Origin of the sequence: Haloimpatiens lingqiaonensis, assembly GCF_901447495.1 — a bacterium.
GTDB lineage: Bacteria > Bacillota > Clostridia > Clostridiales > Clostridiaceae > Haloimpatiens > Haloimpatiens lingqiaonensis.
Window position 1 is genome coordinate 12,886 of sequence record NZ_CABDWS010000041.1, and the last position, 17,589, is coordinate 30,474.

The 17,589-nt window shown below is 29.8% G+C and carries 16 protein-coding genes; 15 read left to right on the top strand and 1 reads right to left on the bottom strand.

Translation table 11 applies throughout. The features are described 5' to 3' along the window. Positions 1-147 precede the first annotated feature (147 nt). The 9 genes from yabG to spoIIR all read left to right on the top strand — a co-directional run bounded on the left by yabG (position 148) and on the right by spoIIR (position 10,043). Entirely contained in the window at positions 148-1,020 is an 873-nt protein-coding gene (gene yabG, locus FGK85_RS09350) for a sporulation peptidase YabG (RefSeq protein WP_138205929.1), read from the top strand. Between the two features lie 382 nt (positions 1,021-1,402). Continuing rightward, a complete protein-coding gene (locus FGK85_RS09355) occupies positions 1,403-1,639 on the top strand; it encodes a Veg family protein (protein ID WP_138205931.1) in 237 nt (78 codons plus the stop codon). Between the two features lie 296 nt (positions 1,640-1,935). Beyond that, positions 1,936-3,492 carry a DUF3794 and LysM peptidoglycan-binding domain-containing protein gene (locus FGK85_RS09360; RefSeq protein ID WP_138205933.1) on the top strand — a complete coding sequence of 519 codons (1,557 nt, stop codon included), beginning with the start codon at positions 1,936-1,938 and terminating at the stop codon, positions 3,490-3,492. 794 nt (positions 3,493-4,286) lie between these two features. Then, on the top strand, positions 4,287-5,129 hold the full coding sequence (ispE, locus tag FGK85_RS09365) for a 4-(cytidine 5'-diphospho)-2-C-methyl-D-erythritol kinase (RefSeq protein ID WP_138205935.1): 843 nt from the start codon (positions 4,287-4,289) through the stop codon (positions 5,127-5,129). Positions 5,130-5,325: 196 nt separating this feature from the next. Beyond that, positions 5,326-5,532 (top strand): CLC_0170 family protein, encoded by a 207-nt coding sequence (locus FGK85_RS09370; protein ID WP_138205937.1) that lies wholly within the window; start codon positions 5,326-5,328, stop codon positions 5,530-5,532. A gap of 22 nt (positions 5,533-5,554) precedes the next feature. Next, positions 5,555-7,018 (top strand): spore germination protein, encoded by a 1,464-nt coding sequence (locus tag FGK85_RS09375; RefSeq protein WP_138205939.1) that lies wholly within the window; start codon positions 5,555-5,557, stop codon positions 7,016-7,018. A 31-nt stretch (positions 7,019-7,049) separates the two neighbouring features. Then, positions 7,050-8,144, top strand: coding sequence for a GerAB/ArcD/ProY family transporter (locus FGK85_RS09380; protein ID WP_138205941.1), 1,095 nt, complete (start codon positions 7,050-7,052; stop codon positions 8,142-8,144). Next, positions 8,141-9,319 (top strand): Ger(x)C family spore germination protein, encoded by a 1,179-nt coding sequence (locus tag FGK85_RS09385; RefSeq protein ID WP_138205943.1) that lies wholly within the window; start codon positions 8,141-8,143, stop codon positions 9,317-9,319. The genes FGK85_RS09380 and FGK85_RS09385 overlap by 4 nt, the downstream gene beginning before the upstream one ends. A gap of 109 nt (positions 9,320-9,428) precedes the next feature. Then, positions 9,429-10,043 carry a stage II sporulation protein R gene (spoIIR, locus tag FGK85_RS09390; protein WP_243122850.1) on the top strand — a complete coding sequence of 205 codons (615 nt, stop codon included), beginning with the start codon at positions 9,429-9,431 and terminating at the stop codon, positions 10,041-10,043. Here spoIIR and FGK85_RS09395 read toward each other — a convergent pair. After that, entirely contained in the window at positions 10,024-11,157 is a 1,134-nt protein-coding gene (locus tag FGK85_RS09395) for an MGDG synthase family glycosyltransferase (RefSeq protein WP_138205945.1), read from the bottom strand. The two genes, spoIIR and FGK85_RS09395, sit on opposite strands and share 20 nt — an antisense overlap. Positions 11,158-11,560: 403 nt before the next feature. On the opposite strand from FGK85_RS09395, the gene ypeB reads away from it, so the two are divergent. The 6 genes from ypeB to FGK85_RS09425 form a co-directional block, all read left to right on the top strand. Further along, positions 11,561-12,928 carry a germination protein YpeB gene (ypeB, locus tag FGK85_RS09400; protein ID WP_138205947.1) on the top strand — a complete coding sequence of 456 codons (1,368 nt, stop codon included), beginning with the start codon at positions 11,561-11,563 and terminating at the stop codon, positions 12,926-12,928. A 465-nt stretch (positions 12,929-13,393) separates the two neighbouring features. Then, positions 13,394-14,425, top strand: a complete 1,032-nt coding sequence (locus tag FGK85_RS09405) for a D-alanine--D-alanine ligase family protein (RefSeq protein ID WP_138205949.1) — start codon at positions 13,394-13,396, stop codon at positions 14,423-14,425. Positions 14,426-14,452: 27 nt separating this feature from the next. Continuing rightward, the gene (locus FGK85_RS09410; RefSeq protein WP_138205951.1) at positions 14,453-15,436 is read left to right on the top strand and encodes a DUF814 domain-containing protein; all 984 of its coding nucleotides are present in this window, start codon (positions 14,453-14,455) and stop codon (positions 15,434-15,436) included. A gap of 17 nt (positions 15,437-15,453) precedes the next feature. Further along, a complete protein-coding gene (locus tag FGK85_RS09415) occupies positions 15,454-15,870 on the top strand; it encodes a YwiB family protein (RefSeq protein ID WP_138205953.1) in 417 nt (138 codons plus the stop codon). Between the two features lie 22 nt (positions 15,871-15,892). Next, a complete protein-coding gene (locus tag FGK85_RS09420) occupies positions 15,893-17,224 on the top strand; it encodes a sigma-54 interaction domain-containing protein (RefSeq protein ID WP_243122851.1) in 1,332 nt (443 codons plus the stop codon). A gap of 79 nt (positions 17,225-17,303) precedes the next feature. Further along, a partial coding sequence (locus FGK85_RS09425; RefSeq protein WP_138205955.1) for a ribose-5-phosphate isomerase occupies positions 17,304-17,589 on the top strand: 286 nt, incomplete at its 3' end.

A 17,589-nucleotide genomic window follows, 5' to 3' on the forward strand; every position in this document is an offset into this window, starting at 1 on the left:
TGTAAATTCTTTAATGCAACAGCGTAAGTATTTATTCTTAGAGCAATAGCCTTTTGTTTTTCATTTTGAATTAAAAATCAATTCTTTCACCAAAACATGCTCTGCTGCATATATATATAGAGTAGCCATATATTTAGGAGGTTATATATGGACATTGGAGATGTAGTAGTAAGAAAATCCTATGATAAGGATGTAACTTTTAAAATAATTGATATAAGAGAGGAAAAGGGTAAAAAAATTTATATATTGAAGGGCATTAATATTAGAATTATTGCAGATTCTCCAGAAGAAGATTTAGAAAGGGTTCAGTCAGAAGAGGCAGGTAAAAAAGATGAAATTTTCAATAGAAAGGTTAAGGAATCCATAAAGCATATATTGAATTCTAGGTCAGAAGCGGTGGAAGTGATGAGTGGCCTAACACTTAAAAATAAGGAAACTAAAAATAAGGAGCTTTACTTTGGAAGGCCGGGTAAAGTTCTACATGTAGATGGGGATTCTCAATATTTAGAGATATGTATGAAAACTTATAAGAGGATAGGTATAGATGTGGTGGGAAAGGTTATACCGGAGAAAGACCAACCTTTAAAAATAGTAGATTTAGTTAAAGAATCTAAACCAGATATAGTCGTTATAACAGGTCATGATGGGATGTTAAAGGACGCTAGAGATTATATGGATTTAAATAACTATAAGAATTCTAAGTATTTCGTTGAAAGTGTAAATGAGCTTAGAAATTATGAAAGAGCATATGATGAGCTTGTAATATTTGCAGGAGCTTGTCAGTCTTGTTATGAAGCTATATTAGGTGCAGGTGCTAATTTTGCTAGTTCCCCCAGTAGAGTTTTGATTCACTGTTTAGATCCGGTTTTTGTATGTGAGAAAGTTTCATACACTAATATAGAAAAAATAGTTTCCATAGAAGAAGTAATCGAAAATACCATAACAGGCACAAAAGGAATAGGAGGATTTCAAACTAGGGGGAAGTACAGAGAAGGGTTTCCTAAGTCACCATATGTGTAAATAGAAAAGTACTATTTATAAGCTTAATATTCACACATGAATTGTGGGATTTAAAGTAGAAGAATGAGGGTTTAGAATTTAAAATTTAAAATTTAAAATTAAGGGTAAACATGAAAAAAGGTTAGTTTAATATGGATTAATGAAAAGTAATGGTTAATAGGGAATAGAAAATATATATTTGGTAAATAATAAAAAGGTAGTATGTAAAAGATAACAACATTCATATATAAACAGTATTATAATGAATGTTAATGGAAGAGAAATAAAAAATTAATAAAAAATTAATATTGACAAGTCTTTAACATTGATGATAAAATTATAAGTTATTTGACAAAAGACTAAAAGTATACTATAATTTATAGTAGAGAAAGAGGGTGTTGATATGCAGGGGAGAAATGTATTAGCTTCTATCAAGAATGAAATTGATAAGCATATAGGAGAAAAAGTGACACTAAAGGCTAACGGTGGAAGAAAAAAAGTGTTCATAAAAAATGGAATCATAGAAGAAACATATCCTAGTATATTCATCGTTAGATTAGAAAATGACACCCAAAGGAGAGTATCATATAGTTATTCAGATGTTTTGACAAAGACAGTACAATTAAATTTTGTGGGGTAATATATTTTTATAAAAAGTACTTTTAGTACTTTTTATTTTTTTGGAAAATAAAAAGAGAAAGATGGAGGGTGCCATCTTTCAACTATGGTATAAAAGGGTATTGAGAATTTATGAGAGGTTATATGGTCAACAACCATTTAATATAATACGTCAAAAAAACCTGTTTGTCAACAAAAAAATATTATATTAAATATTAAATTGTCAGTAATAATTTAAAAAAAATTACGATAGTTATCATACTTTACTTCTTTTTTTTATATAAATTAATAGTAGGTACTTAAGGGAGGTAAAGGATAATGGAACTTATAAGAGAAAACATAGAATACGAACAGCTTTTAGGTGAAAATGCTGTGGACACAGTGTTAAGACAAGAATTTATAATACCAGATACTCATCCTGATGTGGAAGAAATACTTATGGTAGAAGCTAATCCTTTAGTAATCAGTAAAGAAATTATGCAAAATAAAATTTATATTGAGGGTCAAATAGAGTATAATGTAATGTATTTGGCAAAAGGTGAAAGGGGAAATGAAGCTTTTAATGTAAGGTATGTGGGCAATTTTTCCAACGCCCTTGAATTGCAAGGTGCTGAAAGGGATATGGCATGTGACGTGGAAAGTTATGTGGAACATATGGAATGTTCTATAGCTAATGAAAGAAAGATAGCCATAGAAGGAATAATTCAACTGAAAGCAGCGGTTTACAAAAATTATAGTTTTAATATAGTAAAGGATGTAAGTGGAGATGAAAAAGTTCAGCTTCTAAAAAATCCAGCATCCATAGATAAAATAGTTTCTTTTATACCTTGTGAAATTATAGGAAAATCTCGTATGCAAATCCCTATGGAAGATCCTGAGATAAGCGATATTATTAAATGTGATGTAAATATTCATAAGGAAGAAGTAAAACTTTATGATGGCAAAATTAAGGTAGAAGCTATGGCCCGCATAGAAGTGCTATATAAGAGCAAGGATAGCAGAGAAATAAATTATATAGAAGATGATATTTTCCTAAGTAAGGAAGAAGAAAATGAAAGTATAAGAATTGATATGCAAGACTATACAGATTACAAAGTAGATGCTATGAATGTAGAAGTTAAAGAAGATGATTTAGGAGAAAAAAGAGTTATCAATGTGGAAATTTTGGTAAAGACAGATACAAAGTTAATGTATAAAGAAGAAATAGATATGATAGAAGATGCTTATTCACCAGAATTGATACTTGGTATTGAAAGAAAAAATTATTTACTAAATGTAGTACATGGTCAAACTTGGTGTGGAACTGTAGTGAAAGGCGATATAACAGTAGAGGAAGAGGTTCCAAAGCCAAACAAAATTATAATGAGTTCTGGAGATGTATGTATAACCGAGAAGAAGCTAGTAGAAGATAAGGTAATAGTAGAGGGAGTAGTTGATGCCAAGGTACTTTATAAATCTGATGAGGAAAATAAGTATATATACAGTATGCAGGATTCAATACCATTTACATGTACTGCTGAAGTGCCAGGAACTAAGATAGATATGAATTGTATAGCTAAGGCTAAATTAGAAAGCATAGAGGCTAATGTGGAACCAGGTAATATAGCTATTAAAGCATTAGTAAATGTATACGTCAGAGTTAACTACGTTACTAATAAAGACTTTATAGTGGATATGCAAGTTGAAGAAGAAGGACTTCCACAAAAGAAGGCTAGTATTACTATTTATGTGGTACAAAATGGGGATACTTTGTGGAAGATAGCTAAGAATTACAACTGCAGAATGGAAGATTTGGCTACTATAAATAGTATAGATGATGTGAATATGATAAAAGTTGGAGATAAATTGATAATACCAGGAAGAGCGGTGATTTAGTGTGCTAGAGCCTGAAGGCAGGGGGCCAGAGCCTGAAGGCAGGGTGCTAGGGTGTCAGAGGGCTAGAGGGCTAGAGCTAAAGGCAGGGGGCTAGGGTGTCAGAGGGCTAGAGGGCCAGAGCCAAAGGCAGGGTGCTGGTGTGTCAGAGGGCTAGAGGGCCAGAGCTAAAGGCAGGGTGCTAGGGTGCTAGCGTTGCAGTGGGGTAGAGTGCAAGAGATAATGTGGAATTTTCCACTTAAAAACTAGGGTTTTTTCTATTTAGTTAAAGAAAGAGCTCTGGTTTTTTTCTTTTGTAGCTGGAAATAGTGCATAGTGCGTGTGAGTGGCAGTGATTTGAATTATGAATTATAGGTTGGTTAAATCTATGGACAATAAGTTATTATTTTGTGCTATAATTTAATCCGTAAAGTGTTTATTCAAAATTTAAAATGTAAAATTGAAATTTGTAGAGTAGGTAAGAAGTAAGAGTGAAAAGGTAATAACTAAGGTAATAAGTAAGAGCTCTTGAAAAAATTCAGCAAGCTGAATTTTCAACACAACTATTACTTATTACCTGTTACTTACAAATTAATTCTAAAAAACTCCTTGAGTTTTATCCTTAACTCTTAACTCTTAACTCTTAACTCTTACTTCTTAACTATTACTTCTTAACTCTTACTTATCTGCAAATTTCAAATTATAGTTAATTTCTAAAAGAGCTTTAATTGTAATTTTACATTTTTATTGTATAACTGCGAAAGTTGAGTTAGTTAAATTATATTTAAATTTTATGATAAAGATTCGGAGGGCAAAAAATGTTAATGAAGGCTTATGCCAAAATAAATATTTCATTAGATGTAGTTGGCAAAAGAGAAGATGGGTATCATTTACTTAAAATGATAATGCAAAATATAGATTTGTATGACGTTGTAAAAGTGGAAAAAAGAAAAGAAGGAATAACTATAGGTTGTGATAAGGCATATGTACCTTTAGATGAAAGAAATATAGCATATAAAGCAGCTAGATTATTTTTAGATATATATAATATAGATGGGGGCGTGGAAATTTATATTAACAAGAATATACCTGTTGCTGCAGGATTAGCAGGGGGAAGTACTGATGCAGCAGCTGTTTTAAAGTGTATGAGGGATATATATGAAGTAGATGCTTCTGATGAAGAGTTAATGGCCTTAGGATTGAAAATAGGTGCTGATGTGCCTTATTGCATATTGGGAGGAACTGCTCTTTGTGAAGGAATAGGTGAGGTGATAGCTCCATTAAAATCTTTTAAAGATAAAATATTAGTGCTTGTAAAACCTAACTTTGGAGTATCCACAAAAGAAGTGTATAAAGCTTTGAATATAGAAAAGATTTACAAACACCCAGAGACAGAAAAGTTAATTGCATATATGGAAGTAAATGATTTAGTTTCGGTAAGTAGAAATATGAAAAATGTACTTGAAAATGTAACCATAAGGAATAACACAGTTATAAAGAAAATAAAAACTAAAATGATAAATTTAAATGCATTAGGCAGTTTAATGAGTGGAAGTGGACCAAGTGTATTTGGATTTTTTGATGATATGCTTACAGCACAGAGGTGCTATGAAGAACTAAAAAAAGACTATAATGAGGTTTTTATAACTAGAACCATATAAATTAATACTTCAAATTCTTAGTCTCAAGAATTTGTTTTTAAGGAACATTTTCAGCTTCGGCTGGAGGTGTTCTTTTTTTTAGCTGAATTATTTTCTGAAGTAACAGGTATATTTTAGTTTAAATGTGAAAAGATAAAATATGTGCTTAATTATTAATTGGTTTAAAAGTGAACAAATGGAATATGGTGGTGATATTATGAAAAAGCTGCTTATAATTTTAGATTTGTTTAATATTTATTTTTTGACTCTTATTTTAATACAAGGAAGCGTACTGGTATTTTATGATTATAATTCATTTAAAGCCATTAATAAGTTTTCTTTAGCTAAGAAAAGCAGATACTTGGGATTTACAATGATGCTTATTGCAATTTTGTTATTTATAGTTAGAAAAATCTTACTTTAGGAAAAGTATGGGAGTGAGAAGCTTGAAGGAAGAAATTAAAGACAAAATATCTACAAATTCCAAGGATAATATTGCATATATAAAAGAATTATTAAAGGATAATTCAGATATAGTCTATAGGGAATTTTTAATTTGCAAAAATTTAAAAGGTGCATTGGTCTATGTAGATGGAATGGCTGACAAATTATTATTGAATGATTATGTATTAGAAAGTCTTATGTTAGAGGAGAATGAAATAGTAAATGCTCAAGAGATAAAGGATAAAATATTATCAGTTTCTGATTTGAGAGAGGTGGATAAATTAAGCAAAGGGATAGATGCTTTTTTATCTGGAGATACCATTTTGTTCATAGATAGTTTAGATAAGGCATATGTATTGGCCACTAGATTTTGGCCAGCTAGGGGGGTTGCTGAGCCTTCGGGGGAAACAGTAGTTAGGGGATCAAGAGAAGGATTTACAGAAACTATTAGGTTTAATACTGCTTTAGTCAGAAGGAGGATACGTGATACTAGATTTAAAATAAAGGCAGTTACTTTAGGGGTTAGATCTAAAACAGATACTGCAATTATGTACATAGATGACATAGTTAGAGATGGACTTGTGGAGGAAGTTGAAAACAGAATAAGTAAGATCAATATAGATGCAGTATTGGATAGTGGCTATGTGGAACAGCTTATAGAGGATAATAAAAAATCTATATTTCCACAGATACAAAGTACTGAAAGGCCTGATGTGGTGGCAGCAGCTTTGTATGAAGGGAGAGTAGCTATAATGGTGGATAATTCACCGTTTGCATTAATAGTGCCAACTACTTTGCCTAATTTATTTCAATCCCCTGATGATTATTATCAGAGGTGGATAAGTTCCACATTAGTTAGAATAATAAGAATAATGGGTATTGTATTATCAATTATTATGCCGGCTTTATATGTGGCAGTGACATCCTTTCATACAGACATTATACCTACAAAGCTGGCATATTCCATAGCGGCTACCAGAGAGGGAGTACCTTTTCCAGCATTTATTGAAGCTATAATAATGGAAATAAGCTTAGCTTTTTTAATGGAATCTATAGTGAGACTACCTAAACCCATAGGTGCAACTATAGGTATCGTAGGGGGCCTTATTATAGGTCAGGCAGCAGTAAGTGCGGGTATAGTAAGCCCTATAATGATAATAATAGTAGCTGTTACTGCAATTACAAGCTTTATGACACCAAATTATGAGGTGTCCTCTGCCTTTAGAATAGTTAGATTTTTACTTATAATAGCAGCAGCTATTATAGGATTGTATGGTATAGTTTTAGGATTAGTAATATTACTAGTGCACTTAGTAAAATTAAAAAGTTTTGGCATAGCTTATTTATCTCCAGCAGTAAATTTTAACACCAGAGATTTTAAAGATTTTATATTAAAATTTCCTATAGATAAAATGAAAAAAAGACCTAGATACATGAGAACTAAAGATAAAATTAGACAAAAGTAGAAGGAAGGAGTTGAGCCCTACTGGGAGCATTATGAATAAAAAAGATAATTTTATAAGTGGATACCAACTTTTTGTTACTATAATTGTGACTATAATAGGTGTGGGGATTTTTTCTTATCCTTCTAGTATAGCTAATGCAGTGGGTACTGATGGGTGGTTTGTAACCATAATTTCAGGGGCTATAGTGTATATTTTGTTTTATGCTATTTATAGAATAGAAAAAATTAATGGATTTAAGGATTTTATGGACATAGTGAAAGATAACTTCGGTGCATGGATAGGAAAAATAGTAGGTATTGTCTTTGCTTTTTTTAATATAATCATAGTAGCTTTAGGAATGAGAATTTTTTCAGAAGTAATAAAAATGTATTTATTAGAGAAAACTCCAACAGAATTTATCCTAATACTAATGTTATTAATAGGCACTGTAGTAATAAGGGGAGGCTTTAAGAATTTAATCAAGCTAAATGAAATATTTTTCCCTATTATTTTTATACCTATGATTATTGTATTAGGATTATTAGCTTTGCATGGAGACTTTACTAATTTACTTCCAGTTTTCCAAAATACTCCGTTAAGTTATATAAAAGCAATAACTTTAACTACCTTTGCTTTTGAAGGATTTGAAATAGGTTATTTAGCTATACCTCATGTGGAAAGAAAGAGTAAAATACCTAAGGTTATATTTTTCAGTATGTTATTTATAACTCTTTTTTATGTAGTCGCTTCAATAATATCCATATCAGTTTTAGGATTAGAACAGACTAAAATATTGATATGGCCTACCATTACCATGATTAAATCTATAAATATTCCAGGGTATTTTATAGAACAATGGGAAGGGGTAGTAATGGTATTTTGGATACTTCTTTACACAACTACATTTGTTAACCTATACTTGTTTTCTTCTATATTAACAAAAAGTGTATTTAAATTAGAAGATGTAAAACTTTCATCCATATTGGTTACACCAGTTATATATTTACTTGCCATGTATCCAGAAAATTTAGCTGAAGTTTACAATATATACGATAATGTGGCTTTAATAGTACCTATTTTTAGTATAGTAGTATTGATATTGATATTATGGATTATTTCAATGGTAAAAAGAAGGGATAGAAGATGAGAATACTAAAAAATTTTTTTGTTATCATGCTTACCTGCTTATGCTGCATTTTCATGAGTGGATGCTGGGATAAAGTGGAAATAGATAGAAAAATATTTGTGCTTGGTGTTGGGGTGGATGCAGGAAAAGATATAAAGAAAGAAGATATTATAAAGTCTTCGCCTCTGCAATTTCCAAAAACAGAGGAAGAAATGAAGAGATTGAAGGTTACATATTCTTTTCCAGATTTGAAAAAAATAAAGGAGGCCACAGCGGAAACAGAAAGTATAACAGTAGATGCATATTCATTATCTGCAGCTAATAATGAAGTGAATTCTATAAGCAGTAGGACTCTTTATATGGGGCATTCAAAACTTTTATTATTTGGTAGTGAGCTTTTTCAATATAAGGATACTGTTAAAGAAATAATAGATTATATAGAGAGACATCCTGCTTTTAGTAGAAATATTTATGTTTTAGTATGTGATGGAAAGGCAGAACAGTATATAAAATTTAAACCTACAATAGAAAAAAATATAGAAGCTTATGTTATAGGTTTAATAGATAATAACGAGAAAAACGGTATTATACAGGGGTTAACATTAAATGAGTTTTTATTAAATTTAAGCGGTAATGGAAGTTCTATGATGCCCATGATAAGCATGGATAAAGAGAATAATGAAATAAAAATAGCTAAAACAGCTATAGTAAAGGATTATAAAATCATAGGTGAGCTAAGTAAAGAAGATATGAATACTTTGCAAATAATGAAAGGTAAAATGCAAGGAGGTAACAGGGTAATTATATACAAAAAACACCCTATGGATTATATTATTGATGGCAGTGAAAGGAAAATTAAATTTGCTAAGAAAAATGATAAAATGGTTTTTAATATAAATATAAAACTAGAGGGAAGAATTGATAGTCATGGGATGAATATGAATTTGTTATCAAAAGATGAAGTGGAAAATATAGAAAAAGGATTTGATAAGGTAATAAAAGATCAGTGCCAAAGATTTATAGAAGTTTCAAAGGAAAAATATAAAAGCGATTTTATAGGATTAAAAGAATATGTTAAAAAATATCATCCTAAGGACTTTAAAGAGGTAGAGGATAATTGGGATGAGGCCTTTGTAAATTCTATAATCAATATAAATGTAGAAAGTGATATACGAAGAATAGGAGTAACAAGATAGGTTTATATTTAACTAGGGAATAAAATATTTTATACAATGTATATAAATGGGAAACATGGACATAATAGATAATACAAGTTATGTAATGTTATTCGTGGGGGGATGCATTGTGAAAAAAATAATTGCAATATTATGTGTTTTTATACTTACCTTTGGATTTATGGGTGTAAAGACTGAGGGTATAAAACAAGAAGAAATATCTAATAAATTAATAAGATTTCATGTTATAGCAAATAGCGATGAGGAAGTGGATCAAAAGCTAAAATTAAAAGTAAAAGATGAAGTTATAAAGTATATACAACCCAAACTAAAGAATTCAAAAAGTATCGAGGAATCTAGGAATATAATAAAAGAAAATGACGAAAATATAATAAAGTTAGCAAAAGAAATAGTAAAAAAACATGGTTATGATTATAAAGTTAGCAGCACTTTTAGTAGGGAAAATTTTCCTGTTAAAACTTATGGAAATATAACATTGCCAGCAGGAAATTATGAAGCGTATAGGATACTTATAGGCAAAGGTGAAGGAAGAAATTGGTGGTGTGTAATGTTTCCACCCCTATGCTTTGTAGATGTAACTAAAGGTGAAGTGGCATATAAGGATACAGAAAAAGAAATGAAAAAGGTGTTATCTAAAGAAGAATATAAATCTATAGATAACACATGTAATGAAACTATTGTATTAAAATTTAAGATTTTAGAATTTATAAAGTCATTGCGTTAGCAATGATTTTTTTCATTAAATTGTATATATCATTACCACAGTTTTCATTATAGAATTTACTGCAATTATTTTTTATTATAGAAAATTTCTCTTTAGAATTAAAAAGGCTTTCAAAACCCTCTTTATAACTATGAAAATCCTCTAAGTTTATGGCTAAATAATTTTTTACAAGAAAGTTTGCGTTCCTTTCCTCTTGACCAGGTATAGGGGAGAATAGTGCCATAGGAGTTCCACAAGCTAAAGCTTCTGTTATGGTTATTCCACCAGGTTTTGTTATTAAAAGATCACAACACTGCATGTAATTATTTACTTTATCTGTGTAGCCTATAATTCGTGTAACTTTTTTAGAATTTTCACTTAGCTCAGATAATTCTTTAAAGAGCTTTTTATTGCTGCCGGTTATTATGATGATTTGTAGTGGATGCTCAATGCTGCATAACTCTGAATATACATCAGATATCTTTCCAATGCCTAGACTTCCACCCATTACTAAAACTGTTGGTTTCCCTGTATCTAAATTTAATTCACTAAAAATCATTTCTTTACTACAAGGCTCTAAAAATTTTGGAAGTACAGGTATACCGTAATTAAAAATTGTATTAGCTTTTATACCCATTGAAACCATTTCACATATCATTTCTTCATTGGAAGCTATATAAGCATCTATACCTGAGTATAGCCAAAAACTGTGACAAGCGTAATCAGTAATTATAGATAGAGTAGGGATTTTTAATTGTGAATTACCATTCAAAATAGAAAGCATCTCATTAGGAAAGGGATGCGTGGACACAATTATATCTGGTGCAAAATCTTTTATTAAAGGTAGTAATCTATTAGCCATAAGTTCGTTTATTTTGTTGCTTACAGATGCTAAAGTATTATCCATTTGATAATAGTTATAATTGTATAGTTTGCCATAAAGGGAAGGAGATTTTTTTATAGCCTTTATATACCCGCCTATGACTAGTTTATCTAAAATTGGATTTATATATTTTAAAGTATCTAAAATTTCTACCTTGGAGTTTTTTTCATTTAAAAGTATATAATTTTTTATAGCCTCAGCAGCTTTGATATGACCGCCACCGGCAGAAACAGCTAGTATTAATACGTTCATTTTATTCACCTTCTATGTAGAGTTATTTGGATATACTTTATCCGATGACTACCTGCCGTAACACTCCCACTTCTAACAAAGTGGGAGATAACGGCAGCTGCGTCCATGGATAACCATCTCTAAGCTTCAGATGGAGTAAAAACTCCATCTGAAGCTTAGAGCTCTGTTTATGTACAATTAATACTGAAATTAGTATACCCTTTTTTTCATTCTTTTACAAGAAGGAGAACATTAGCATAAAAGCATTAAATATAAACGGTAGGTAGTCATGGGATAAATTATATGAAGTTCAGTTTTATATACTAGAATATATGTATAATAGAGGGAAGGTTGAGGGAAAATAATTCTAAATGGAAAAAACTTTGCATCAAATAGATAATTAGAGAAGGGAGAAAATAAATTTATGAAAAGTACCAGAAAAAGAATGATATATACTATCATAAGTACATTTATAGTTGTTTTTTCAACAACCTTTGCTATATTAATGACCCTTGAAAGAACAGACTACAGAAATTATCTTCAAGGAGAGTATAGTAAAAACATGTATCAGCTTATAAACTCAGTTCAAAATATAAGAACAAACTTAGGAAAGAGTAGTATAGTAGGTTCTAAGGAGCAGAGTATGGTAGTTTTTTCAGAAATATTTAGACATACATCCATAGCTAATGATAAGTTGCACTCAATGCCAATACAACAACAGGATATGGATAAGACCAGTAGATTTTTATCACAGGTAGGAGACTTTTGTTATACATTAACTAAAAATATTTCCGAAGGGAAAGAGTTAACTGATAAGGACTATGAAAACATAGATTTATTAGAATTAGAATCTTACGAATTAGAGCAGAGATTAGCTAGAGTAGTAGATGAAATAAATGAAGGTAAGGTCAAATGGGGTGAAATTAGGAAAAAAACCAGTGGAGTTTTAGCAAAATCGGATACAGAAAATGCAATTTCCACTAAATTTACCAATATTCAAAAACAAATAGTTCAGTATCCTGCACTTATTTATGATGGACCATTTTCAGATAATTTAATGGAAATAAAACCTAAAGTGTATAAAGAAAAGAAGATTTCAGCGGATAAAGCTAAGAATTATGTTGTAGAAATCATAGGTAAAGATAAAATACAAAATATAAATTTAAAAGGGGAAGAGAATAAAGTAAATATAGATTCATATAGATTTGAAGCAGATATTAAGGGAGATAAAAATAGAAATATTATATGTGAAGTATCTAAAAATGGTGGAAGAATAGTGTATTTACTAGATAATAAAAATGTTGGAAAAGATAAAATAAACATTGATAAAGCAGTAGAATATGGTAAGAATTTTTTAGAAAAATCCGGATATAAAAACATGGAACCTAGCTATACGTTGAAATATGACAGTACAGCGCTTATTAATTATGTTTATAAGCAAGGAGATGTGACAGTATATCCTGATCAGATAAAATTAAAAATAGCTTTAGATAATGGAGATATAATAGGAATAGAATCAGAAAAATATTTGATATCACATGAGGAGGGAAGAAAAATTCCTAAACCAAAGATAAGCTTAGAAGAAGCTAGAAAAAAGGTTGGTAAGAGATTGGCAGTGGATTCCACAAGACTTGCTATTATACCAACGGAAACAAACAAGGAAGTGCTATGTTACGAATTTAAAGGTAATTATAAAGATAAACAATTTATAGTTTATATAAATGCTTTAACTGGCTATGAAGAAAGAATAATACAAATAATTAATACACCAAATGGAAATCTTACAATATAGTATAATTAAAATATTAGTGACATAAGCCCATAGATAAATAATGTAGTAATTATCGAAATTAAGCTTTTGGAGATAATAGATTGTGAGGTATAAGAAACAGTAATGGGGCTACTGCATTAAAGAATTTATATACGATATATTGTGCTGAAAATTTAAACCTAGCATAGTATACTGTAGTATTTATTCTTAGTGCGGAAGCCCCTGTTTACTATAAAATCTACTTTATTAGTATTTTTTATTTAAAAAATGTTGATAAACTAGTGAAAAATAACTAAACTATTATTTAGTAAGGTTATTAACTCAACTTTCGCATATAAATTTTAAGTTCTATAATATAGAATATAAGAAGTAATAGGTAAAAAGTAAGGAGTATTACTTACCTGAAAATTTTATATTTTTATAACTGTGAAAGTTGAGTTGTGAATTAATTCAAATATTAATGTGATAGAATAAGGAGAGAGAATAATGAAGACAAGAGTTGCAGTTCTATTTGGTGGAAAATCTACTGAACATGAGGTTTCTAGAGTTTCAGCTACATCTGTTTTGAAAAATATAGATAGAGATAAATTTGATGTATGTGTAATAGGAATAACAAAAGAAGGTCAGTGGTTTAAGTATAATGGGGATATAAACAATATTCCTGAAGGAAAATGGGAAATGGATGAAGAAAATAAAGAAGCAGAGGGATATAAAGTTTTATTTAATAAAGAGGTAGATGTGGTATTTCCTGTGCTTCATGGATTGTATGGAGAGGATGGTACTATACAGGGCATGTGTAAACTTATAGGAATACCATGTGTTGGCCCTGGAGTCATGTCTTCAGCGGTTTGTATGGATAAAGTATATACAAAATATGTATTAGAGAACTTTGGAATTAGACAAGCTGATTATGTAGTAGTAAATAAAATTGATTTTGAAGAAAATAAGGAAAACATAATAGAGAAGATAAAGAATAAATTAAATTTTCCTGTATTTATAAAACCTTCTAATAGTGGTTCATCTGTAGGTATTACAAAGGCCTACAATGAAAAAGAAACAGAAAAGGGTCTAGAAGAAGCATTGAAGTATGATAGAAAGATATTAGTTGAAAAGACTATAAATGCTAGAGAAGTGGAGGTAGCCGTTTTAGGAAATGAAAGACCTATAGCTGCAACTCCAGGAGAAGTGGTACCAGATAGAGATTTTTATGATTATGACTCAAAATATAAAAATTCTAGCTCTAAGCTATTAATACCGGCTAATTTTAGTGTAAAAAAATTAGAAGAAATCAAAAGTATTGCTGTTGATATATATAAAATGCTGGATTGTGCAGGAATGTCTAGAGTAGATTTTTTAGTAGATAAGGATACAGATGAAATATATCTTAATGAAGTAAATACTATTCCAGGATTTACTAGTATAAGTATGTATCCTAAGATGTGGGAAAATGAAGGCAAAAAATATAACAGTTTGATAACTGAGCTTATAGAATTAGCTATGGAGAGGAACAATAATTAAAAAATAAAGAATTGTGAGGTTGATTTTATGACAAGAGCACTTGCCTTAATATCAGGAGGATTAGATAGTATATTAGCTGCTAAATTAGTTAAAGAGCAGGGAATAGAGGTAATAGGAATATGCTTTAAATCACACTTTTTTAATGAGGAAAATGCTGTGAGAATGACAAAGCAAATAGATATACCTTTAAAAGTGGTGGATTTTTCAAAGGAACATTTTCAAGTAGTTAAAAATCCTAAGCATGGTCATGGGAAAAACATGAATCCTTGCATTGACTGTCATGCTTTGATGATGCATTATGCTGGGAAAATGTTGGAAGAATTAGAAGCGGATTTTATAATAACAGGTGAGGTTTTAAATCAAAGACCTATGTCTCAAAATAAATCTTCTTTAAATATAGTAAAAAAAGAATCAGGATTTGCTGATAAAATACTAAGACCTCTTTCAGCTAAAATACTGCCTCCAACTCAAATGGAGTTAGACGGATTAGTTGACAGGGAAAGACTTTTAGGCATAAGCGGCAGAGGAAGAAAAGATCAAATGGAACTTGCTGAAAAGTGGGGCATAAAAGATTACCCTTCACCAGCAGGAGGTTGCAAGTTGACAGAGCCTAATTATTCCATAAGATTAAAGGAGCTTTTAGAAAGAAAGGAAGAACCTGAAAATAGAGAATTAGAATTATTAAAAATAGGAAGACATTTTAGAATAACCCCTAATGCTAAGATAATTTCTACCAGAACTGCAGAAGAGGGAGAAATGTTAAAAAAGCTATTAACAGAGCAAGATACTATATTTCTTGCTAAAGATTACAAAGGGTCTATGGTAGTTTTAGTTGGAGAGGCAGGAGAAGAGGATATAAATCTTGCAGCAAAGGTTACTGCTAGGTATTCTAAGGGAAAAGATGAAGAAAAACTAGTAATAAGATATGGTAAATATAAACATCCATCTAATAATTTTATAGAAGTCTCTTCTGCTACTGAAGAAGAACTGGAAAAGTATATGATAAAGTAAGAAATGAGAGTGATTATGTGAACAAGAAGGCTATTATTTCAGTTACTAGCAAAATAAAAGGAGAAGAACAGGATAAAATAGAAGTGGTGACTCCAGGAAAGTTTTATAAAAAAGGGAATTCCTTTTATGCAGTTTATGACGAAACAGAGATATCTGGAATGGAAGGAACTACTACTACACTGAAAATTTCTCCGGAAAAGGTATCTCTTATAAGAATGGGTACTACTAGCACCAAAATGAACTTTAAAAACAAATTAAGGGATACTATTTTATATAATACACCCTATGGTATGCTTCAGTTAGAGCTTGAAACTAATAAATTAGATATAAATATGAATGAAGAGGGTGGCCATATATTGGTGGATTATAGTTTGGGAACATTAGGTGATGCCATACAAAATACATTATTAGAAATAAAAATAAAAACTCAATAATAGAGTAAAAGGGTTGAAGAGTATGATTGATGAATCTTTATTCATGTTTTTTGAAGGGATAAAACATGGGATTATGGTACTAGATAATGATTTAGATATAGTATTTATAAATTCCTCTTTAGAAAAAAATCATAATATTAATAGGTCATGCCAAAGTAAAAATATACTTCAAGTGTATCCTAATTTAATAAAAAATTCTACAGGAATAGTTAAAGCTTTAAAGACTAAAAAGCCAGTGCTTTATAAGGAAGAACATTATATTAATTATAAGGGAGAAGAATTCATTAATATGAATTCTTCTTATCCTATATTTCATAACAAAAAATTACAAGGAATTATTAGCATAATATATTTTAATTCTCAACAAGGAAGTTTAAAATGTATAAAAGAAAATAATAAAAAATCCATGAAAAAAAATGAACCTTATATGTATGATTTTATGGATATAGTAGGAGTTAGCAAGAAACTATTAGAACAAAAAAATAAAGCTTATAAGGCAGCACAGTCATCTTCTCCAGTGCTTATATATGGTGAAACTGGAGTTGGTAAGGAAATGTTTGTACAGGCTATTCATAAAGAGTCTTTAAGAAAATGTGAACCTTTTATTGTTGAAAATTGTGCTGCTATACCTGAAAGCTTATTTGAAAGCACTATGTTTGGAACAGTTAAAGGAAGTTTTACTGGAGCAGAAGAGGGAAAGGGTATTTTGGAATTAGCCCACAAGGGAACACTTTATTTAGATGAATTAAATTCTATGCCAAAAGAATTTCAAGGTAAGCTTTTGAGGTTTCTTCAAGAGGGTGTTATAAGAAAAGTAGGTGGAGAAGAAGAAATATCTTTGGATGTTAGAGTAATAGCTTCACTAAATGAAAAACCAGAGAAGATAATAAAAGAAGGTAAACTAAGAGAAGATTTGTATTATAGATTAAATGTTATAAGATTAAATATACCACCACTAAGGGAGAGAAGAGAAGATATAAAATTACTTATATATCATTTTATAAATAAGTATAATAATATATTTAACAAAAATATAATTGGAATAGAAGAAGATTCTTTGAATTGTATGATTAACTTAGAGTGGAACGGAAATATTAGAGAGCTTGAACACGTTATAGAAGAAATTTTTAACTATAAAGATAGTGGCTATATAAATAATAAGGATTTGCAAAAATGTAGTAAAAACTTGAATGTACCCAAAACACTTAAAGAAAAATTAGAGCTTATGGAAAAAGAATATATACAAAGTCAATTGATAGTAGATGATTTTAATATTTCTAAGGCATCTAGAGCTTTAGGAATACCAAGACAAACCCTACAATATAAAATAAAAAAATTTAAAATAGAAAAATAGTTTTACAATAATTCCTCCAGGTTTAAATATATGAAAATATGTCTATAATCATATATAAAAGAGTATGGAGGAATTTTTTATGTCTATAGAAGAAAAATATGAATTGATAATAAGAGCTATTTGTGAAGTGAAAGGTATAGAAAAAGATGATATTTTCACTATACTGAAGGATAATAATTGTAAGTATCTACTGTTTTTGATGATGAGGAAATATAAATGCAATTATACAGATAGAGTAAAAGAAAAGTTAAATATAAATAACAATAGAACTATAAATACAAATTTGAAAAAAGCCAAAGAAAAGTTTTTGATAAATAGAGATTTTAGAGAAACCTATTTTGAAATAAGTAATTTAGTCCAAAATG